The sequence below is a fragment of the Tardiphaga sp. vice154 genome (assembly GCF_007018645.1).
Classification (GTDB): domain Bacteria; phylum Pseudomonadota; class Alphaproteobacteria; order Rhizobiales; family Xanthobacteraceae; genus Tardiphaga.
The window spans coordinates 3,824,275-3,840,167 of record NZ_CP041399.1 but is presented as its reverse complement, the minus strand read 5'-3'; the positions used below and the strand labels follow the sequence as shown (position 1 = coordinate 3,840,167).

The following is a 15,893-nucleotide window of genomic DNA, read 5'->3' as shown; positions in this document are numbered from 1 at the left end:
CCAGGACGGCGGCCCGCGACATGATCCAGAACTGGCGAATCTCGAGTTTCAACGGCGCGCTGCTGGCGTGTTATTTCATCCCGACCTGGACCATCGCCGCCTTTCGCATCATGATCTCGCCGCTGCAGGGCGTCTATGAGCGCCCCAACGTCGCTCTGGTGCTGTTCCTCAATGACCACCTGCAGCTCGGCACCATGAGCACGGTGCGCTACGCTTGGCTGATGGCGCTGGGCAAGCTGACCGTGGTGGCGTTCTTTGCGGTGTTCCTGATGTTCACGACGCGCGCCTCGATCCGCCAGAGCGGCGGTTGCGACGAGGCGCTGTCGATGGCGCTCGGGCTTGGCAGCTTCATCAGCTTCGCCAGCATGATCATGGCCGCCAAGGTCGGTCAGGCTGCCGTGGTGCAACTGCACGCCACCGAGCTGCTGCTGATGCTCGGCACCGTCGTGCTGATCGTGTTCGAGCCGCCGCTGCTGCGCCTGCCCGCGGCCGGGGGCCGCGCGCAGCCGGCGCGCGACACCGGTTTCTATGGCTTGAGCAGCCCGAGTTCCTGAATGATGCTGGCGGCTTCCTTGGTGGCGTGGTTGGCCGCCGGCACGCCGCAATAGATCGCCTGCTGCAGCAGGATCTCCTTGATGTCGTCCGGCGTGAAGCCGCCTTCGGCCAACGCCGCACGGACGTGCAGCCGGAACTCGTCCCATTGCCCGAGCGCCACCATGGTGCCGATCACCAGCACCCGCCGCGTCCGTTCCTCGAAATGCGGCCGCGTCCATATCTCGCCCCAGGCGTAGCGGCTGATCAGATCGAGAAAGTCGGCGTTGAAGGCATTCTTGCCGGCCGCCGATTTGTCGACCCAGGCATTGCCGAGAACTTTGCGGCGTTGGGCGGTGCCGTTGTCGGCGCGTTGTTTGTCGTCCATGTCATTTTCCGTTTTGATCCTGGGATAACACGCCGGCGTTGCGCCCCCTCTCGCCGTTGGGGAGAGGGCTGGGGTGAGGGGACACCGGCCTGTCGATGGCGCCCAACCCCCTCACCCGACCGGCTTCGCCGGTCGACCTCTCCCCGGCGGGGAGAGGTGAGAGCGCGCGCGCCGCGAACGATTCATCGCTGCGTGAGGAACCCGACCACGGCGTCGGTGAAGGCATGCGATTGCTCGACGTTGGAGATGTGCGCGGCATCCAGGATGGTCAGGCTGGCGCCGGGGATCTGGCTGCGGATGTATTCGCCCGCGGCGACCGGCGTCGCCATGTCCTGGCGGCCGGCGATCACCAGCGTCGGGCTTTTGATTTTGGGTAGCAACGAGCGCTGGTCGAGCGTGCTGAGCGCCTCGCAGGCGGCGAGGTAGCCCTCGACCGGCGAGGCCAGCAGCATCGCCTTGAGATGCGCGGTGACGGCCGGTTCGCGCTCGCGGAAATCGGCGGTCAGCCAGCCCGCGATGACGGCGTCGGCGACCCCGGCCAGGCCGCCTTCGCGAACCGCCTTGATGCGGTTGTGCCAGTTGGTCGGGTCCGGATAATAGCTCGACGTGTTCGACAGGATGATGCGGTCGAAGCGCTCCGGCGCGTTGGCGCCGAGCCATTGCCCGACCATGCCGCCCATCGACAAGCCGCACCAGTGCACGCGGTCAATGTTGAGGTCGTCGAGGATCGCCAGCACATCCTTGCCATAGCGCTCCATCGAGGTGGTGCCGGCCGGGCCGGACTTGCCGTGGCCGCGACGGTCGTAGCGCACCACGCGGAACAATTTGGTCAGCGTCGCCATCTGCGGCTCCCACATCTGCATCGTCGTGCCGAGGGAGTTCGACAGCATCAAGGTCGGGCCGCCGTCGCGGCCTTCGACCGATACGTTGAGCAGGCATCCGTCGGCGTCGATCATAGGCATGGGGCGTCTCCGTATTTTTTAATGGTTGAGCGAGGCGAGCAGGCGGTCGATCAGGGCCTGCGAGGCACCCTGATAGGACATAGGCTCGAAGAGTTTGGCGAGTTGCGCCGCGTCGAGTTGCGCGCAGACAAGGGCGTCCTCGATCAGGACGTCGCGCAAATGTTTCTTGTCCGCGAGCGCCCGCCGGGTGGCGGCCTCGACCACATGATGGGCGTCGCTCTTGCCGAGCTTTTCGGCGAGCGCGAAGGTCACGGCTTCGGCCATGATCAGCCCGTGGGTGGCATCGAGATTGCGCCGCATCCTGTCGGCATCGACCTCAAGCCCCTCGGCGATATCGACGATGGCGGCGAGCGCGCCGGAGGTGACCAGCAGCAGCGTCGGCAGCGTCGGCCATTCGGCGTGCCAGGGGCCGGCGCTGCGCTCATGGTCCTGCACCTGCGCCGCCAGAATCGTGGCGACGAGATTCGGCGCCATGGTCGCGGCGGACAGCGCGATCGCGGAGGCCACCGGGTTGCGCTTGTGCGGTAGCGTCGAGGAGCCGCCGCGGCCTTCGCCGGCGGGCTCGAATGCCTCGCCGACATCGGTCTGCATCAGCAACGACACGTCGCGGGCGATCTTGCCGCAAGTGCCGGAGAGAATCGCCATGACGGACGCGATCTCGGCGATGCGGTCGCGGTGGGTGTGCCACGGCGCTTCCGGCAGCGGCAAATTGAGCTCCTGCGCCAGCCGGTCGGCGACGGCGAGGCCGTGGTCGCCCAGCGCGGCCAGCGTACCGGCGGCGCCACCGAACTGCAGCGCCAGGCCTTCATGGCGCAGCCGCCGCAGGCGCAGCCGGGTGCGGTGCAACGCGGCGGCATATTCGGCGAGCTTGAGGCCGAACGGCATCGGCAGCGCGTGTTGCAGCCAGGTGCGGGCGACCGCGGCGGTGTCGCGGTGCTTTTGCGCGAGCACCGCGAAGCCGGCGACGGCGCGGTCGAGATCCGCCAGCAACGCGTCGATCGCCGCGCGCAGGCCGAGCATGGTGGCGGTATCGATGACGTCCTGGGAGGTCGCACCCCAATGCACGTAGCGGGCGGCGTCCTTGTCGGCTTTCGCAACTTCGGCGGTCAGCGCCTTTACCAGCGGGATCGCCAGATTTCCGGCGCGGGTCGCGGCCAAGGCTAAGTCGGCGATGTCGAATCGGGAGGCCGAGCAGGCGGCTTCGATGGCCGCCACGGCGCTGCCGGGAATGACGCCAGTGGCTGCCTCGGCCCGCGCCAGTGCGGCCTCGAAATCGAGCATGTGCGTGAGCGTGGCAGCGTCATCGCAGACGGCGCGCATCGCGGAGCTGGACAACAGCGGGGCCAATAAAGGGGAGAGGGAGGTGCTCATTTGCGCGCGACCTAATCATCCCCGGCCGCCGCTGCCAAGTGCGTCGCATGTTGCGGTGCGATGATGCATTGCTTCTGCGCAGGAGGTACCCTTTCCTTTGTGCCGCCCGTGGTTTACTTGGGATCACCCGTCAGTTTGGGACGGCGACAATTCAGGAGATGTCCGATGGCCATGACGATGTCAGGCGAAGTGCAACTCGCTGCACCGCGCGAAGTGGTTTGGGCCAAGCTCAACGATCCCGCCGTGCTGAAGGCCTGCATCCCCGGTTGCGAGGAGCTCGAGACCACCGAAGAGGGCGGCTTTCGCGCGACGGCCAAGATCAAGGTCGGGCCGGTATCGGCGCGGTTCAAGGGCAAGGTGACGCTCAGCGACCTCGATCCGCCGAACGGCTACAAGATCACGGGCGAAGGCGAGGGCGGCGTCGCCGGCTTCGCCAAGGGCGGCGCCGTGGTCGGCCTCACCGACCAGGATGGCGGGACGCTCCTGACCTACAATGTCGAGGCACAGATCGGCGGCAAGCTGGCCCAGCTCGGTCAGCGCCTGATCAACGGCTCGGCCAAGAAGATCGCCGACGAGTTCTTTTCCAACTTTGCCAAGGCCGTTCAGGGCGAAGCCGAAGCTTAGCTCACGCCATCAGCAACGGAGGATCACCTCTCCCCGTTGGGGAGAGGTCGGCATCGCGCGCAAGCGCGTTGCCGGGTGAGGGGGCGGCGCTCCGTCGATGGATCGTGACCCCTCATCCGGATGTCTTCGCTGCGCTTCGCCATCCGACCTCTCCCTATGGGAGAGGTGAAGAAGGTCCGAGTTTACGTTCGCCAAAACACATAGCTCGCCATCCCGGCATGAGGTTGCTCATTGCCGGGATGGGCCATAATATGCCTTTGGAATGGTTTTAATGACGCGAGGCCACGCGATGGCGGCGCGGATGAAGAGAGTGCATATGGCCAAAGTATCCATGATCGTGAACGGCAATCCCGTCACCGGAAACATCGACCCGCGCACGCTGCTGGTGCAGTTCCTGCGCGAGAATCTGCGCCTGACCGGGACGCATGTCGGCTGCGACACCTCGCAATGCGGCGCCTGCGTCGTGCATCTCGACGGCAAGGCCGTGAAGTCCTGCACCACGCTCGCCGTGATGTGCGAGGGCCAGGAGGTCAGGACCATCGAAGGTCTGGCCGCCGACGGCGCGCCGCTGCACCCGATGCAGGAAGCGTTTCGTGAGCATCATGGCCTGCAGTGCGGCTTCTGCACGCCCGGCATGATCATGACCGCGGTCGATCTGGTGCATCGCAAGGGCCACGACCTCTCGGATCATTTGATCCGCGATGAGCTCGAAGGCAATCTCTGCCGCTGCACCGGCTACCAGAACATCGTCGAATCGATCGCTGCCGGCGCGAAAGCGATGGCGAATTCCGACCTCGCCTAACCGTACGACGATCAGGGACACCCCAGGGAAACCTCATGTACGAATTCAAATATCATCGTCCGGAAACCGTGCGTCAGGCCGCCAATCTCCTGCTCAAGAATGAAGACGCCAAGCTGGTCGCCGGCGGCCACACGCTGATCCCGGTGATGAAGCAGCGCCTCGCCGCGCCGCCGCACATCGTCGATCTCTCGCGCGTCCCCGGTCTCGACGGCATCGAGATGCAGGGCCGTTCGCTGGTGATCGGCGCGCTCGCCAAGCATGCCGCCGTGGCCGACTCCGCGCTCGTTCAGGAAGCCTTCCCGGCGCTCGCCGAACTGGCCGCGCTGATCGGCGATCCCGCCGTGCGCCACAAGGGCACCATCGGCGGCTCGCTCGCCAATAATGATCCGACCGCGGACTATCCCGCCGCCGTGCTCGCGATGGGGGCCACCATCGTCACCAACAAGCGCAAGCTGAAGCCGGAGGAATTCCTGCAGGGCCTGTTCACCACGGCGCTGGAGCCCGACGAGATCATTACCAAGGTGCAGTTTCCGCTGCCGAAGAAGGCCGCCTATATCAAGTTTCGCAACCAGGCCTCGCGCTACGCGCTGGTCGGCGTGTTCGTCGCCAAGCGTCCGTCGGACGTCCGCGTCACCGTGACCGGAGCCGGCTCCGATGGCGTGTTTCGGGTCGAGGCGTTCGAACAGGCGCTGCAGAAGCGGTTCTCGCCGAAGGCGCTGGACGGGATCACGGTGCCCGCCGAAGGCCTCAACAGCGATCTGCACGGTAGCGCGGAATATCGCGCCCACCTGATCGGCGTGCTGGCCAGGCGCGCGGTCGAAGCCGCCAACGCCCGGACCTGATCCGTCAGGTCCGTCCTACCCCGACTATTTCTGCGAGATCGGTTTTCCCATGACGGCGACAGCGGCGATCCCTACCTCCGTCGATGCGACGCTCGAGATGCTGACCTCGCGCGGCTACCTCGCCGAGCGCTCGCTGGCGACGGTGGTGTTTCTGGCGCTGAAGATGGGCCGGCCGCTGTTCCTGGAAGGCGAGGCCGGCGTCGGCAAGACCGAGATCGCCAAGGTGCTGTCAGCTGCACTCGGTCGCAAGCTGATCCGGCTGCAGTGCTATGAGGGCCTCGACGTCGCCTCCGCGGTCTATGAGTGGAACAGCGCGGCGCAGATGATCGCGATCCGGCTGGCCGAAGCCGCCGGCGATACCGACCGCGACCAGCTCTCCAGCGACATCTTTGCCGAGCGCTATCTGATCAAGCGCCCGCTGCTGCAGGCGCTGGAGCCCGACGTGGGCGGTGCGCCGGTGCTCCTGATCGACGAACTCGACCGCGCCGACGAGGCGTTCGAGGCCTATCTCCTGGAAATCCTCAGCGACTTCCAGGTCACGATCCCCGAATTCGGCACCGTGAAGGCGCCGGCGCCGCCGATCGTGATCGTCACCTCGAACCGCACCCGCGAGATCCACGACGCCCTGAAGCGTCGCTGTCTGTATCACTGGGTCGATTATCCCACCGCCGAACGCGAATTGGCGATCGTGAAGTCGCGGGTGCCGAACATTTCCGCCAAGCTGTCCGCGCAGGTGGTGAAGTTCGTGCAGGCGCTGCGCAATCAGGATTTCTACAAGTCGCCCGGCGTCGCCGAAACGCTGGACTGGGCGACGGCGTTGACCGAACTCGACGCGCGCTCGCTGACACCGGAAGTGGTCGGCGACACGCTGGGCGCGCTGCTGAAGTATCAGGATGACATCCAGCGGATGCAGGGCGACAATCTGCAGAAGGTGCTGAAGGAAGCCACCAGCGATTGATACAACTGTCATTCCGGGGCGCGGGCGGCGCGAGCCGAACGCGAACCCGGAAACCTGAGATGTTCTGCAGCAAAACATTCCGGGATCCCGGGTTTGCTCGCAGCTTGCGCTGCTCGCGCCCCGGGATGACAATGGACAGGCCATGACCATCGATCACCTCAACCCGCCGACGGGCCTGATGGCCGACAATATCACCGGCTTTGCGCGCGCACTGCGCGCCGCCGGCCTGCCGGTCGGACCGGGCGCGGTGATCGATGCGCTGAACGCGCTGCAGGTGATCGAGATCGGCAACCGCGCCGACGTGTTCGCGACGCTGCAGGCGATCTTCGTCAAGCGCCACGAACATGCGTTGATCTTCGCGCAGGCCTTCGACCTTTTCTTCCGCGCTGCCGAGGAATGGAAGCACTTGCTCGATTCCGTGCCGCTGCCCGACCAGGCGAAGAAGCCGCCGCCGCCGGCCTCGCGCCGCGTCCAGGAGGCGATGGCCAAGCCGGCGATGCGCGACGCCGAGGAGCAGCCGCCGCAGGAGCAGGAGATCAAGCTGTCGGTGTCCGACCGCGAGGTCCTGCAGAAGAAGGATTTTGCGCAGATGTCTGCGGCCGAGATCGCGCAGGTCACCCGCGCCATCGCGCAGATGAGCCTGCCGCAGGCCGAGCTGCGCACGCGACGCACGCAGCCGGACAAACGCGGCCTCAAGCTCGATTTGCGCCGCACGTTGCGCAGCAGTCTGCGAACCGGCGGCGACATCGTCGAGATCCGTCGCCTCGGCCTGATCGACCGACCCGCGCCGATCGTGGCGCTGCTCGATATCTCCGGCTCGATGAGCGAATATACAAGGCTGTTCCTGCATTTTCTGCATGCCATCACCGACGCCCGCAAGCGCGTCTCGGTGTTCCTGTTCGGCACGCGGCTGACCAATGTCACACGCTCGCTGAAGGCGCGCGATCCGGACGAGGCGCTGGCGAGCTGCTCGTCCTCGGTCGAGGACTGGGCCGGCGGCACGCGGATCTCGGAGTCGTTGCACACGTTCAACAAGCTCTGGGGCCGCCGCGTGCTGGGCCAGGGCGCCATCGTGCTGCTGATCTCCGACGGGCTGGAGCGTGAGGCGGATGCCCGCCTGACCTTCGAGATGGACCGGCTGCACCGTTCCTGCCGGCGGCTGATCTGGCTCAACCCGCTGCTGCGCTTCGACGGCTTCGAGGCCAAGGCGCAGGGCATTAAAATGATGCTGCCGCACGTTGACGAATTCCGTCCCGTACATAATTTGAGTTCGATCGAGGGCCTGATCAAGGCGCTGGCCTCCCCGCCATCGGCGCACCATCGCAGCCTGATCCGCCCCGCTGCTTGAAAGAGGCCACCATGCTCAACCGCGACGAAGACATTTTGCAGGCCGCAGAGGCCTGGCAGAAGGCGGGCCACGGCGTAGCGCTGGCCACTGTGGTCGAGACCTGGGGCTCCGCGCCGCGCCCGGCCGGATCCAGTCTGGTGATCAACGATGACGGCACGTTTCTGGGCTCGGTGTCCGGCGGCTGCGTCGAGGGCGCCGTCGTGACGGAAGCGCTCGACGTGATCGCCTCCGGCGCGCCCAAGCTGCTGGAATTCGGCGTCGCCGACGAGACGGCCTGGAATGTCGGCCTGTCCTGCGGCGGCACGATCCGGGTGTTCGTCGAGAAAGTCGGCCAGTCGTGAAGCTCGAGACCTTAAGTGCCGTCAACGCCGAGCGCGCCGCGCGCCGCCCGGTGATGGTGATTACCGATGTCGCCAATGGCGACCAGCGGCTGGTGAAGGCGGCCGACTTCGCCGCCGATCCGCTGCATGCCGAACTCGACAAGCAATTGCGCATGGGCAAGAGTGCGATGGTGGAGGTGGACGGCAAGAAGCTGTTCCTCAACGTCTACGCGCCGACCGCGCGGCTGATCATCATCGGCGCCGTCCATATCAGCCAGGCTTTGGCGCCGCTGGCGCGGTCGCTGGATTACGATGTCACCGTGATCGACCCGCGCACGGCGTTCGCCAGCCCGGAGCGCTTTCCGGACGTGTCGCTGGTGGCGGAATGGCCGGACGTGGCGCTGCCGCCGCTCAACGTCGATCACTACACCGCGTTCGTCGCCGTCACCCACGATCCGAAGATCGACGATCCCGCGCTGCTGCACGCATTCGAGCGCAATTGCTTTTATATCGGCGCGCTCGGCTCGCGAAAGACGCATGCCAAGCGCGGCGACCGCCTGAAGGCGCAGGGCGTGTCGGAGGCCGACTTTGCGCGCATCAAGGCGCCGATCGGCCTCAACATCGGCGCGGTGTCGCCATCGGAGATTGCGGTCGCGATCATGGCCGAAATCACTGCCGAACTGCGGCTGCCGAAGGGGAATCCAACGGATTCCCCTCAAACGAGCGCGGCGTGAAGTTCGGGCCGGCCAGCCCGGACGAGGCCCTGGGCGGCGTTACGGTCCATACGTTGCGGCAAGGCGACCTTGTCCTCAAGAAAGGCACCACCGTCGGTCCCGTTGAGGTCGCTGCGCTGAAGCGCGCCGGCGTCAGCGAAGTCGTCGTCGTGCGATTGGAGGACGGCGATGTCTCCGAGGACACAGCGGCTGCCTCCGTCGCGCAGGCGGTGGCGGGCGAGGGCGTCCATGTCGAGCGCGCCTTTACCGGCCGCGCCAATCTGTTCGCCGAACATGCCGGCGTGCTGGTTGTCGACCGTGCCATCGTCGACCGCATCAACGCCGTTGACGAGGCGATCACGTTTGCCACGCTCGCCGCTTACAAGCCGGTCGTGGAAGGCGAGATGATCGCCACGGTGAAGCTGATTCCCTTCGGCACCGCCGGCGCGTTGCGTGACGCCGCCGTGAAGGCGGCGTCGGGCGGCGCGTTGCGGGTCGCGCCCTACACGGTCCACAAGGTCGGCGTGGTTTCGACGCTGCTACCCGGCCTATCGCCCAAGGTCATCGACAAGACCCTGCGCGTCACCGCTGAGCGCCTCGCGCCGGCCGGCGCCAAGATCGTCGCCGAGCGCCGTGTCGCGCACGATAAGCATTTGCTGGCAAATTCGATTCAGGAACTGCTCGGCCTTGGCGCCGAACTGGTGATCGTGTTCGGCGCCTCCGCCATCGCCGACCGTCGCGATGTGATCCCGGTCGCGATCGAGCGGGTCGGCGGCGCGATCGAGCATTTCGGCATGCCGGTCGATCCCGGAAATCTCCTGCTGATCGGCAGGATCGGCGCCGTGCCGGTGCTGGGCGCGCCGGGCTGCGCGCGTTCGCCGGTGGAGAACGGGTTCGACTGGGTGCTGATGCGGCTGCTTGCCGGCATCCCGGTGACGCGCGCCGATCTGACCGGCATGGGCGTGGGAGGATTGCTGATGGAAATCATCACCCGGCCGCAGCCGCGCCTGCCGGTGAGCAGCGACGGCAGCCGCAACGTCGCCGCCATCGTTCTGGCCGCCGGCCGCTCGACCCGGATGGGCGGACCCAACAAGCTGCTGGCCGAACTGAATGGCAAGACGCTGGTGCGGATCGTCGCCGAGCAGGTGGCGGCTTCGAAGGCCAGCAGCGTCACGGTGGTGACCGGCCATCAGGCCTCAGAGGTCGAGACGGCGCTGGCCGGGCTCACGGTCAAGTTCGTGCACAATCCGGATTTCGCCGAAGGCCTCGCCAGTTCGGTGAAAGCTGGTATCGCCGCGCTTCCGGCGGATGCCGACGGCGCCGTGATCTGCCTGGGCGACATGCCGCTGATCGACACCCGCCTGATCGACCGGCTGATCGAGGCCTTCGCGCCCGACCAGGGCCATCTGATCGCGGTGCCGGTCAACGAGGGGCGCCGCGGCAATCCGGTGCTGTGGTCGCGCCGCTTCTTTGCCGAGCTGATGACGCTGGATGGCGACATCGGCGCGCGCCATCTGATCATGAAGCATGCGGAGGTCGTGGCTGAAGTGCCGGTCGAGGGCCATGGCGCCTTCCTCGATATCGACACGCCGCAGGCATTGGCCGACGCGCGGCGCGGCTGATCGGCATTGGCGATCCGTTCACCAAGTTGAAACGCCTGTTGTGTAGCTTGTAGCGATATTGAACCTCGGGGGAGGGATATTTGTCGTATCGGGCTGCGCGGTTTCGCGCGTTTTTTGTCGCTGCTATCATGGTCATGCTGACGCCGCAGGCCTCATTCGCCGCGGGTGCGCTCGCCGTCGGCCAATGTGGCGCCTATGGTCAGGCCTTCGATTTTGCCGGCCAGGCCGCGGCCACGGCTGCCGCGAAAAAGCAGTGCAAAGGCGATTGTACCACCGTCAACATGAGCCGGGCCTGTGCGGCGTTTGCCGTCGACATGGCAAATCCCTGCGGCGCGCATGCCTATGCGGTGGCGCCGAAGATCTCGGCTTCGCTCAATGCGGCCACCAAGAAGTGCTACGAGTTCGGCGGCAAGGAATGCGTCATCCGCGCCTGGGCGTGCGACGCCAAGGGCTAGGTCTTTCAGTGGCCGGCCTGATCAGTTCTCGTGCAGCAGCGCCCGCGGCGGGCGCAGCAGCAGGGAGATCCGCGCATAGACGCCGTCGCGCTGAAAACTGTCCGCGATGTGACCGGCCGCGATCGTCCATTCATAGTCACCGGTGCGCAGTCCCGTGAGATGCGCGCCGATGCGGGTTTGCCGGCTGTAATGATCGCGCGATCGTGCCGCTTCCGGCCCGATCCAGAACCGGTCGAACAGCCGCCATCCGGCCGCGGCCCGCGCGCTGATGGCGTCGTCGATCGACGAGCCGGACAGCGAGCCTTGAAGCATCAGCAAGGTCGTCGGCTCCCACCAGACGTCGGTGGTGAAGCGCGTGCCGAGGCGGGCGCGGGGTGTCGCCAGGCGGCCATTGACTAGCAGGAAGTCGGCCTGGACTTCATAACCGACGAGGAATTGAACATCGGCGTGGTTGCCGCTAAATTTCAGGCCGGCCATCAGCGAGCCGCGCGTGATTTCGGTCACGTAACGCTGTGTCGGTGTGGTGTAGCGATCGAGATTGTCCGACAAGGCCGCCCGCAGGATGAAGCCGTCTCTGTGGATGCCCATCGGCGCCCATTGGAAACCGGCAAACCCACCCAGGCCGTTGCGCCAGATATCGAAGCCGGCGAAGTAGATCAGCCGGTCCGGCATCCCGCCGGTCAGGAAATCGAGCCGGCTTGTGCCGGACAGCACGGGGGCAAGAAAGCTTTGCCAGGCCGGCTTGCTTGGCTCGGCCAACTCGATCTCTTCCTCATCGTCGTTGTCGGCGGCCTCCTGCGCGGAAATTCTCGGCACGCAAAGGCTCAGGGCAGCAACGCAGACGCCGACGGCGCATAACGTTGCTCTCCGGAACATCCACCGTACCCCACGCCACAAAAATGCAACCAGAGGTTATTAAAGCTGTGGACAAGTGAGGCGTCTACCGCCGCCATGCGAACGATGCAGGAACGTCGGTAAAAATATCCGAATCGGGCGCGTCAGGTCAGCCGGTCGATCAGCGCCATGGCGCCGGCGGGGGCGCGGACTTTGGCCTCGTGGATCACATAGGTGAAGACGTCGCGCGGCTGTTTCTTTGGCGTGGCGTCGGTGATCCGGGGCAGGTCGGTCGGCTCGCCGCCGGAGGCCCAGGTCTCCAGACGCTTCGCCCAGGCATCGAGAGCCTTCGGCGGATAGCAGGTTTCGATGCTGTCATCGCCCTTTTGCAGTCTCGAATAGACGAAGTCACCGGTGACATCGGCGATGGCGGGGTAGGTGGCGTGTTCGGAGAACACGACCGGGGTGTTGAACTGGCGCAGCAGCGCAATGAATTCCGGTACGCAAAAACTGTCGTGCCGGACCTCGACGACATGGCGCAGACGGCGGCCGTCGATCTGGCGCGGCAGCAGGTCGAGGAAGGCGCCGAAGTCGCTCGGATCGAACTTCTTGGTCGGCGCGAATTGCCAGAGCACCGGGCCGAGCTTGTCACCGAGCTCGAGCACGCCGGAATCGTAGAACCGCTGCACGCTTTCGCCGGCCTCGGCGAGCACGCGGCGATTGGTGGCGAAGCGCGGCCCCTTCAGCGAGAATACGAAATCATCCGGCACTTCGCTTGCCCATTTGCGAAAGCTCTCCGGCTTCTGCGAGCCGTAAAAGGTGCCGTTGATCTCGATCGAGGTAAGTTTCGAGGCGGCGTAACTGAGCTCCTTGGCCTGGGTCAGCTTCTCCGGGTAGAACACGCCGCGCCACGGCGCGAAGGTCCAGCCGCCGATGCCGATGCGGATGGTGCCGGCCTTGCCGGCCGACTTGACCGCTGACTTAGCTGCGGTCTTGGCTCCAGCCGTGGCCGGGGGGACGACGTTCGGACTGCGCTTCAAGGCGCTCTTGCCGGGAGTCTTAGGTTCGGTCTTCGTCTTGGTCTCTGATTTTGCTGGCTTTTTCGCTGTTTTTTTTGCCACGTCGATTGCCCCTTGCGCAATGCCCCACCAACCCCTATCTTGTTTTTAACGGCGACGTCGATGCTTTAACAAGCCTCCGGCGCTGGGACGACCCTAGGATAGCTCGGTAGCGCCGGATGTACGCGCACCATGTTGTTCGGGGTCGTTGGCATTTCTGGGCTAGTTTTTAGCCTTCCCCACCTCCCTTCATTCGGCCTGACCTGCATCAAGTTCCGGTGCGCTATCTCGTCCTCGCCTTGGCACGGTCCGGCGTGGCGGATATAGGCTGTGTTATGAATGAAGCCATCAGACCGGAACCCGGACAGCTCCTGCAGGCGGGGGCTCCGCTGCAGCTGTCCGTCATCGTTCCCACCTTCAACGAGAGCGGCAATGTCGCGGTGCTGGTGCAGCGCCTCGGCGTTGCGCTGGCCGGCATCGCCTGGGAGGTCATCTTCGTCGATGACAACTCGCCGGACGGCACCGCCGACGTGGTGCGCGGGCTGTCGCAGCGCGATCCGCGCGTTCGCTGCATCCGGCGGATCGGCCGCCGCGGCCTGTCCGGCGCCTGCATCGAGGGCATGCTGGCTTCCAGCGCGCCCTGCGCGGCCGTGATCGACGGCGACCTGCAGCATGACGAAACGCAACTGCCGAAAATGCTCGGCCTGATCGAATCGGGTGCCGCCGAACTGGTGATCGGCAGCCGTTACATCGACGGCGGCAGCGCCGACAGTTTCAACAGCCAGCGGCTCGGCGCCAGCAAGTTCGCCACCGCCGTGGCGCAGCGCGTGCTGCGCGTCAAGATCGCCGACCCGATGAGCGGCTTCTTCATGATCCGCCGCGATCGTTTCGAACAACTGGCGCCGCAGCTCTCGATCCAAGGCTTCAAGATCCTGCTCGACGTGGTAGCGACGGCGCGCGGCGATCTGCGGATCATCGAGGTGCCCTACACCTTCGGCTCGCGGCTGCATGGCGAGAGCAAGCTGGATTCGATGGTCGCCCTGGACTTCCTTGGCCTGGTGCTGGCCAAGCTCACCAACGACGTAGTGTCATTGCGCTTCTTGCTGTTCGCGCTGGTCGGTTCGATCGGCCTGTGCGTGCATTTTGCCGCATTGTATGTCGCGCTCGAAGTGTTCCTGCTGCCATTTGCCGAAGCGCAGGCCTGCGGCGCGCTGCTGGCGATGACCAGCAACTTCCTGCTCAACAATTTCCTGACCTATCGCGACCAGCGGCTGAAGGGCTTTGGCATCCTGCGCGGATTGCTGCTGTTCTATCTCGTCTGCTCGGTCGGCCTCCTCGCCAATGTCGGCGTCGCCTTCTCGGTCTATGACCAGGAGCCGATCTGGTGGCTGGCGGGGGCGGCCGGCGCGCTGATGGGCGTGGTGTGGAATTACGCCATGTCGGGCCTGTTCGTCTGGCGCAAGCGGTGATGGTGAGATGACGCCGGCGGAAACGCGGCTGGTGCGTGGCACGGCTGCGGTGGTCGCGGGTCTCGTGCTGCTGCGCCTGATCGCGGCGGCATGGACGCCGCTGACCTTCGACGAAGCCTATTACTGGATGTGGTCGAAGCACCTCGCCGGCGGCTATTATGACCATCCGCCGATGGTCGCGATCGTCATCCGGCTCGGCACGCTGCTGGCCGGCAATACCGAATTCGGCGTGCGGCTGGTGTCCGTGCTGCTGACTTTGCCGATGAGCTGGGCGGTGTACCGCACGGCCGAGCTATTGTTCGGCGGCACGCGGATCGCCGCCAGCGCCGTGCTGCTGCTCAACGCCACCATGATCGTATCGGTCGGCACCATGATCGTGACGCCGGACGCGCCCTTGTTGGTCGCCTCGAGTTTCGTCTTGCTGACGCTGGCGAAGGTGCTGGCGACCGGTCGCGGCCTCTGGTGGCTTGGCGTGGGCCTGGCGGTCGGTGCCGCCCTGCTGTCGAAATACACCGCGATGTTTTTCGGGCCGGCGATCCTCATCTGGCTGGTCGCGGTGCCGAAGCTGCGCCGCTGGCTGGTCTCGCCATGGCCCTATCTCGGCGGGCTGGTCGCGCTTGCGGTGTTCTCGCCGGTGATCTTGTGGAACGCGGACCACCAGTGGGTGTCGTTCATCAAGCAACTTGGACGCGCCCGCATTGACAGCTTCAGTGCGGCCTATGTGGCAGAACTGATCCCGACGCAATTCATGTTCGCCTCACCGCTGGTCTTCATCCTCGGCGCGATGGGACTCTACGCGCTGATGCGGCGCGATGGCGGGGCGTGGCCGTCACGGCTGCTGATCAGCGCAACGCTGTGGACCATCGTGCTGTATTTCGTCTGGCACGCCTTCCACGCCCGGGTCGAGGCAAACTGGTTCGCGCCGGTCTATCCGTCGTTCGCGATCGCGGCCGCGGTTGCGGCGCATCTGGCGATCTGGCAGCCACGCGAGCGCCGCACGGTGGATTTCTGCCTGCGCTGGGCAGGCCCCGTCGGCGTGGTGATGTTCACCGCTTTGGTGGTGCAGGCCAACACCGGGCTGCTGTCGGGCTATCGCCGCGACGCCAGCGTGCGCAGCATTGGCGTCGGCTTCAAGGAACTGGCCGGCGAGATCGACGCGGCGCGCCTCCGCACCGGCGCGACCTGCGTGCTGGCGCCCGATTACGGCACCGTCGGCTGGCTTAGTTTCTATCTGCCGGAGGGAACCTGCGTTGTTCAGTCAGGTCAGCGGATTCGCTGGGTCAACATGCCGGAGCCTTCGCCCGCGCAGCTTGCGGGGCCGCTGCTGCTGGTCGGCGAAGCGAATGCGGCGCAGCAGCCGGAATGGCAGGCGCGTTTCAGCCAGATCGAGAAGATCGCCACGCTGACCCGCAAGCGCGGTGCGTTGGTCATCGAGGATGTCGACCTCCATGTGCTGGCGGGTGCCCGCGGCGATCCGCTGGATCGATCGCTTCCGCCGGAACTGGAATTGCCAGCCGCGCGATAAAAGTCGCGCCGATGATGAACCTTTTGCGATGTTCCCGGCGACTAATCCCCGCGATGACACTCATTGGGGCG

At 65.7% G+C, this 15,893-nt stretch carries 17 protein-coding genes; 12 read left to right on the top strand and 5 right to left on the bottom strand.

Translation table 11 applies throughout. From position 1 onward, the window contains the following. The first annotated feature begins 20 nt into the window (after positions 1-20). On the top strand, positions 21-554 hold the full coding sequence (locus FIU28_RS18040) for a hypothetical protein (protein ID WP_210247736.1): 534 nt from the start codon (positions 21-23) through the stop codon (positions 552-554). Here FIU28_RS18040 and FIU28_RS18035 read toward each other — a convergent pair. The 3 genes from FIU28_RS18035 to FIU28_RS18020 form a co-directional block, all read right to left on the bottom strand. Further along, positions 527-919, bottom strand: coding sequence for a carboxymuconolactone decarboxylase family protein (locus FIU28_RS18035; RefSeq protein WP_143574567.1), 393 nt, complete (start codon positions 917-919; stop codon positions 527-529). The two genes, FIU28_RS18040 and FIU28_RS18035, sit on opposite strands and share 28 nt — an antisense overlap. A gap of 182 nt (positions 920-1,101) precedes the next feature. Beyond that, positions 1,102-1,881, bottom strand: a complete 780-nt coding sequence (gene pcaD, locus FIU28_RS18025; RefSeq protein WP_143574565.1) for a 3-oxoadipate enol-lactonase — start codon at positions 1,879-1,881, stop codon at positions 1,102-1,104. Positions 1,882-1,899: 18 nt separating this feature from the next. Beyond that, complete coding sequence (locus FIU28_RS18020; RefSeq protein WP_143574564.1) at positions 1,900-3,252, bottom strand: 3-carboxy-cis,cis-muconate cycloisomerase; 1,353 nt, start codon at positions 3,250-3,252, stop codon at positions 1,900-1,902. Between the two features lie 165 nt (positions 3,253-3,417). Here FIU28_RS18020 and FIU28_RS18015 point away from each other — a divergent pair, with 165 nt between their 5' ends. The 9 genes from FIU28_RS18015 to FIU28_RS17975 all read left to right on the top strand — a co-directional run bounded on the left by FIU28_RS18015 (position 3,418) and on the right by FIU28_RS17975 (position 10,936). Next, positions 3,418-3,876, top strand: a complete 459-nt coding sequence (locus FIU28_RS18015) for an SRPBCC family protein (RefSeq protein WP_143574563.1) — start codon at positions 3,418-3,420, stop codon at positions 3,874-3,876. Between the two features lie 316 nt (positions 3,877-4,192). Then, positions 4,193-4,678 carry a (2Fe-2S)-binding protein gene (locus tag FIU28_RS18010; RefSeq protein ID WP_143574562.1) on the top strand — a complete coding sequence of 162 codons (486 nt, stop codon included), beginning with the start codon at positions 4,193-4,195 and terminating at the stop codon, positions 4,676-4,678. A 35-nt stretch (positions 4,679-4,713) separates the two neighbouring features. Then, positions 4,714-5,520, top strand: a complete 807-nt coding sequence (locus tag FIU28_RS18005; RefSeq protein ID WP_143574561.1) for an FAD binding domain-containing protein — start codon at positions 4,714-4,716, stop codon at positions 5,518-5,520. A gap of 49 nt (positions 5,521-5,569) precedes the next feature. Further along, positions 5,570-6,478, top strand: a complete 909-nt coding sequence (locus FIU28_RS18000; protein ID WP_143574560.1) for an AAA family ATPase — start codon at positions 5,570-5,572, stop codon at positions 6,476-6,478. 142 nt (positions 6,479-6,620) lie between these two features. Next, the gene (locus FIU28_RS17995) at positions 6,621-7,826 is read left to right on the top strand and encodes a vWA domain-containing protein (protein ID WP_143574559.1); all 1,206 of its coding nucleotides are present in this window, start codon (positions 6,621-6,623) and stop codon (positions 7,824-7,826) included. 11 nt (positions 7,827-7,837) lie between these two features. Continuing rightward, on the top strand, positions 7,838-8,167 hold the full coding sequence (locus tag FIU28_RS17990; protein WP_143574558.1) for an XdhC family protein: 330 nt from the start codon (positions 7,838-7,840) through the stop codon (positions 8,165-8,167). Then, positions 8,164-8,880, top strand: a complete 717-nt coding sequence (locus FIU28_RS17985) for an XdhC family protein (RefSeq protein WP_143574557.1) — start codon at positions 8,164-8,166, stop codon at positions 8,878-8,880. The genes FIU28_RS17990 and FIU28_RS17985 overlap by 4 nt, the downstream gene beginning before the upstream one ends. Continuing rightward, the gene (locus FIU28_RS17980; protein ID WP_143574556.1) at positions 8,877-10,481 is read left to right on the top strand and encodes an NTP transferase domain-containing protein; all 1,605 of its coding nucleotides are present in this window, start codon (positions 8,877-8,879) and stop codon (positions 10,479-10,481) included. The genes FIU28_RS17985 and FIU28_RS17980 overlap by 4 nt, the downstream gene beginning before the upstream one ends. A gap of 128 nt (positions 10,482-10,609) precedes the next feature. Then, a complete protein-coding gene (locus tag FIU28_RS17975; protein ID WP_143576262.1) occupies positions 10,610-10,936 on the top strand; it encodes a DUF4189 domain-containing protein in 327 nt (108 codons plus the stop codon). Positions 10,937-10,957: 21 nt separating this feature from the next. Here the strand turns inward: FIU28_RS17975 and bcsS are convergent, their stop codons facing one another. After that, positions 10,958-11,752, bottom strand: a complete 795-nt coding sequence (bcsS, locus tag FIU28_RS17970; protein ID WP_168202967.1) for a cellulose biosynthesis protein BcsS — start codon at positions 11,750-11,752, stop codon at positions 10,958-10,960. A gap of 182 nt (positions 11,753-11,934) precedes the next feature. Next, entirely contained in the window at positions 11,935-12,717 is a 783-nt protein-coding gene (locus FIU28_RS17965; RefSeq protein ID WP_168203090.1) for a DUF72 domain-containing protein, read from the bottom strand. A gap of 446 nt (positions 12,718-13,163) precedes the next feature. On the opposite strand from FIU28_RS17965, the gene FIU28_RS17960 reads away from it, so the two are divergent. Further along, positions 13,164-14,297, top strand: coding sequence for a glycosyltransferase (locus tag FIU28_RS17960; RefSeq protein WP_143574554.1), 1,134 nt, complete (start codon positions 13,164-13,166; stop codon positions 14,295-14,297). A 7-nt stretch (positions 14,298-14,304) separates the two neighbouring features. Next, positions 14,305-15,822, top strand: coding sequence for a glycosyltransferase family 39 protein (locus FIU28_RS17955; protein ID WP_143574553.1), 1,518 nt, complete (start codon positions 14,305-14,307; stop codon positions 15,820-15,822). The last annotated feature ends 71 nt before the right edge of the window (positions 15,823-15,893 follow it).

Excerpts from the sequence above, each read along its gene's own strand:
- FIU28_RS17995 (WP_143574559.1), top strand. The coding sequence starts at position 6,621 with ATGACCATCGATCACCTCAACCCGCCGACGGGCCTGATGGCCGACAAT.
- FIU28_RS18015 (WP_143574563.1), top strand. The coding sequence starts at position 3,418 with ATGGCCATGACGATGTCAGGCGAAGTGCAACTCGCTGCACCGCGCGAA.
- FIU28_RS17955 (WP_143574553.1), top strand. The coding sequence starts at position 14,305 with ATGACGCCGGCGGAAACGCGGCTGGTGCGTGGCACGGCTGCGGTGGTC.
- FIU28_RS17990 (WP_143574558.1), top strand. The coding sequence starts at position 7,838 with ATGCTCAACCGCGACGAAGACATTTTGCAGGCCGCAGAGGCCTGGCAG.
- FIU28_RS17960 (WP_143574554.1), top strand. The coding sequence starts at position 13,164 with ATGAATGAAGCCATCAGACCGGAACCCGGACAGCTCCTGCAGGCGGGG.
- FIU28_RS18040 (WP_210247736.1), top strand. The coding sequence starts at position 21 with ATGATCCAGAACTGGCGAATCTCGAGTTTCAACGGCGCGCTGCTGGCG.
- FIU28_RS17975 (WP_143576262.1), top strand. The coding sequence starts at position 10,610 with ATGGTCATGCTGACGCCGCAGGCCTCATTCGCCGCGGGTGCGCTCGCC.
- FIU28_RS18035 (WP_143574567.1), bottom strand. The coding sequence starts at position 919 with ATGGACGACAAACAACGCGCCGACAACGGCACCGCCCAACGCCGCAAA.
- pcaD (WP_143574565.1), bottom strand. The coding sequence starts at position 1,881 with ATGCCTATGATCGACGCCGACGGATGCCTGCTCAACGTATCGGTCGAA.
- FIU28_RS18005 (WP_143574561.1), top strand. The coding sequence starts at position 4,714 with ATGTACGAATTCAAATATCATCGTCCGGAAACCGTGCGTCAGGCCGCC.
- FIU28_RS18000 (WP_143574560.1), top strand. The coding sequence starts at position 5,570 with ATGACGGCGACAGCGGCGATCCCTACCTCCGTCGATGCGACGCTCGAG.
- FIU28_RS18010 (WP_143574562.1), top strand. The coding sequence starts at position 4,193 with ATGGCCAAAGTATCCATGATCGTGAACGGCAATCCCGTCACCGGAAAC.
- FIU28_RS18020 (WP_143574564.1), bottom strand. The coding sequence starts at position 3,252 with ATGAGCACCTCCCTCTCCCCTTTATTGGCCCCGCTGTTGTCCAGCTCC.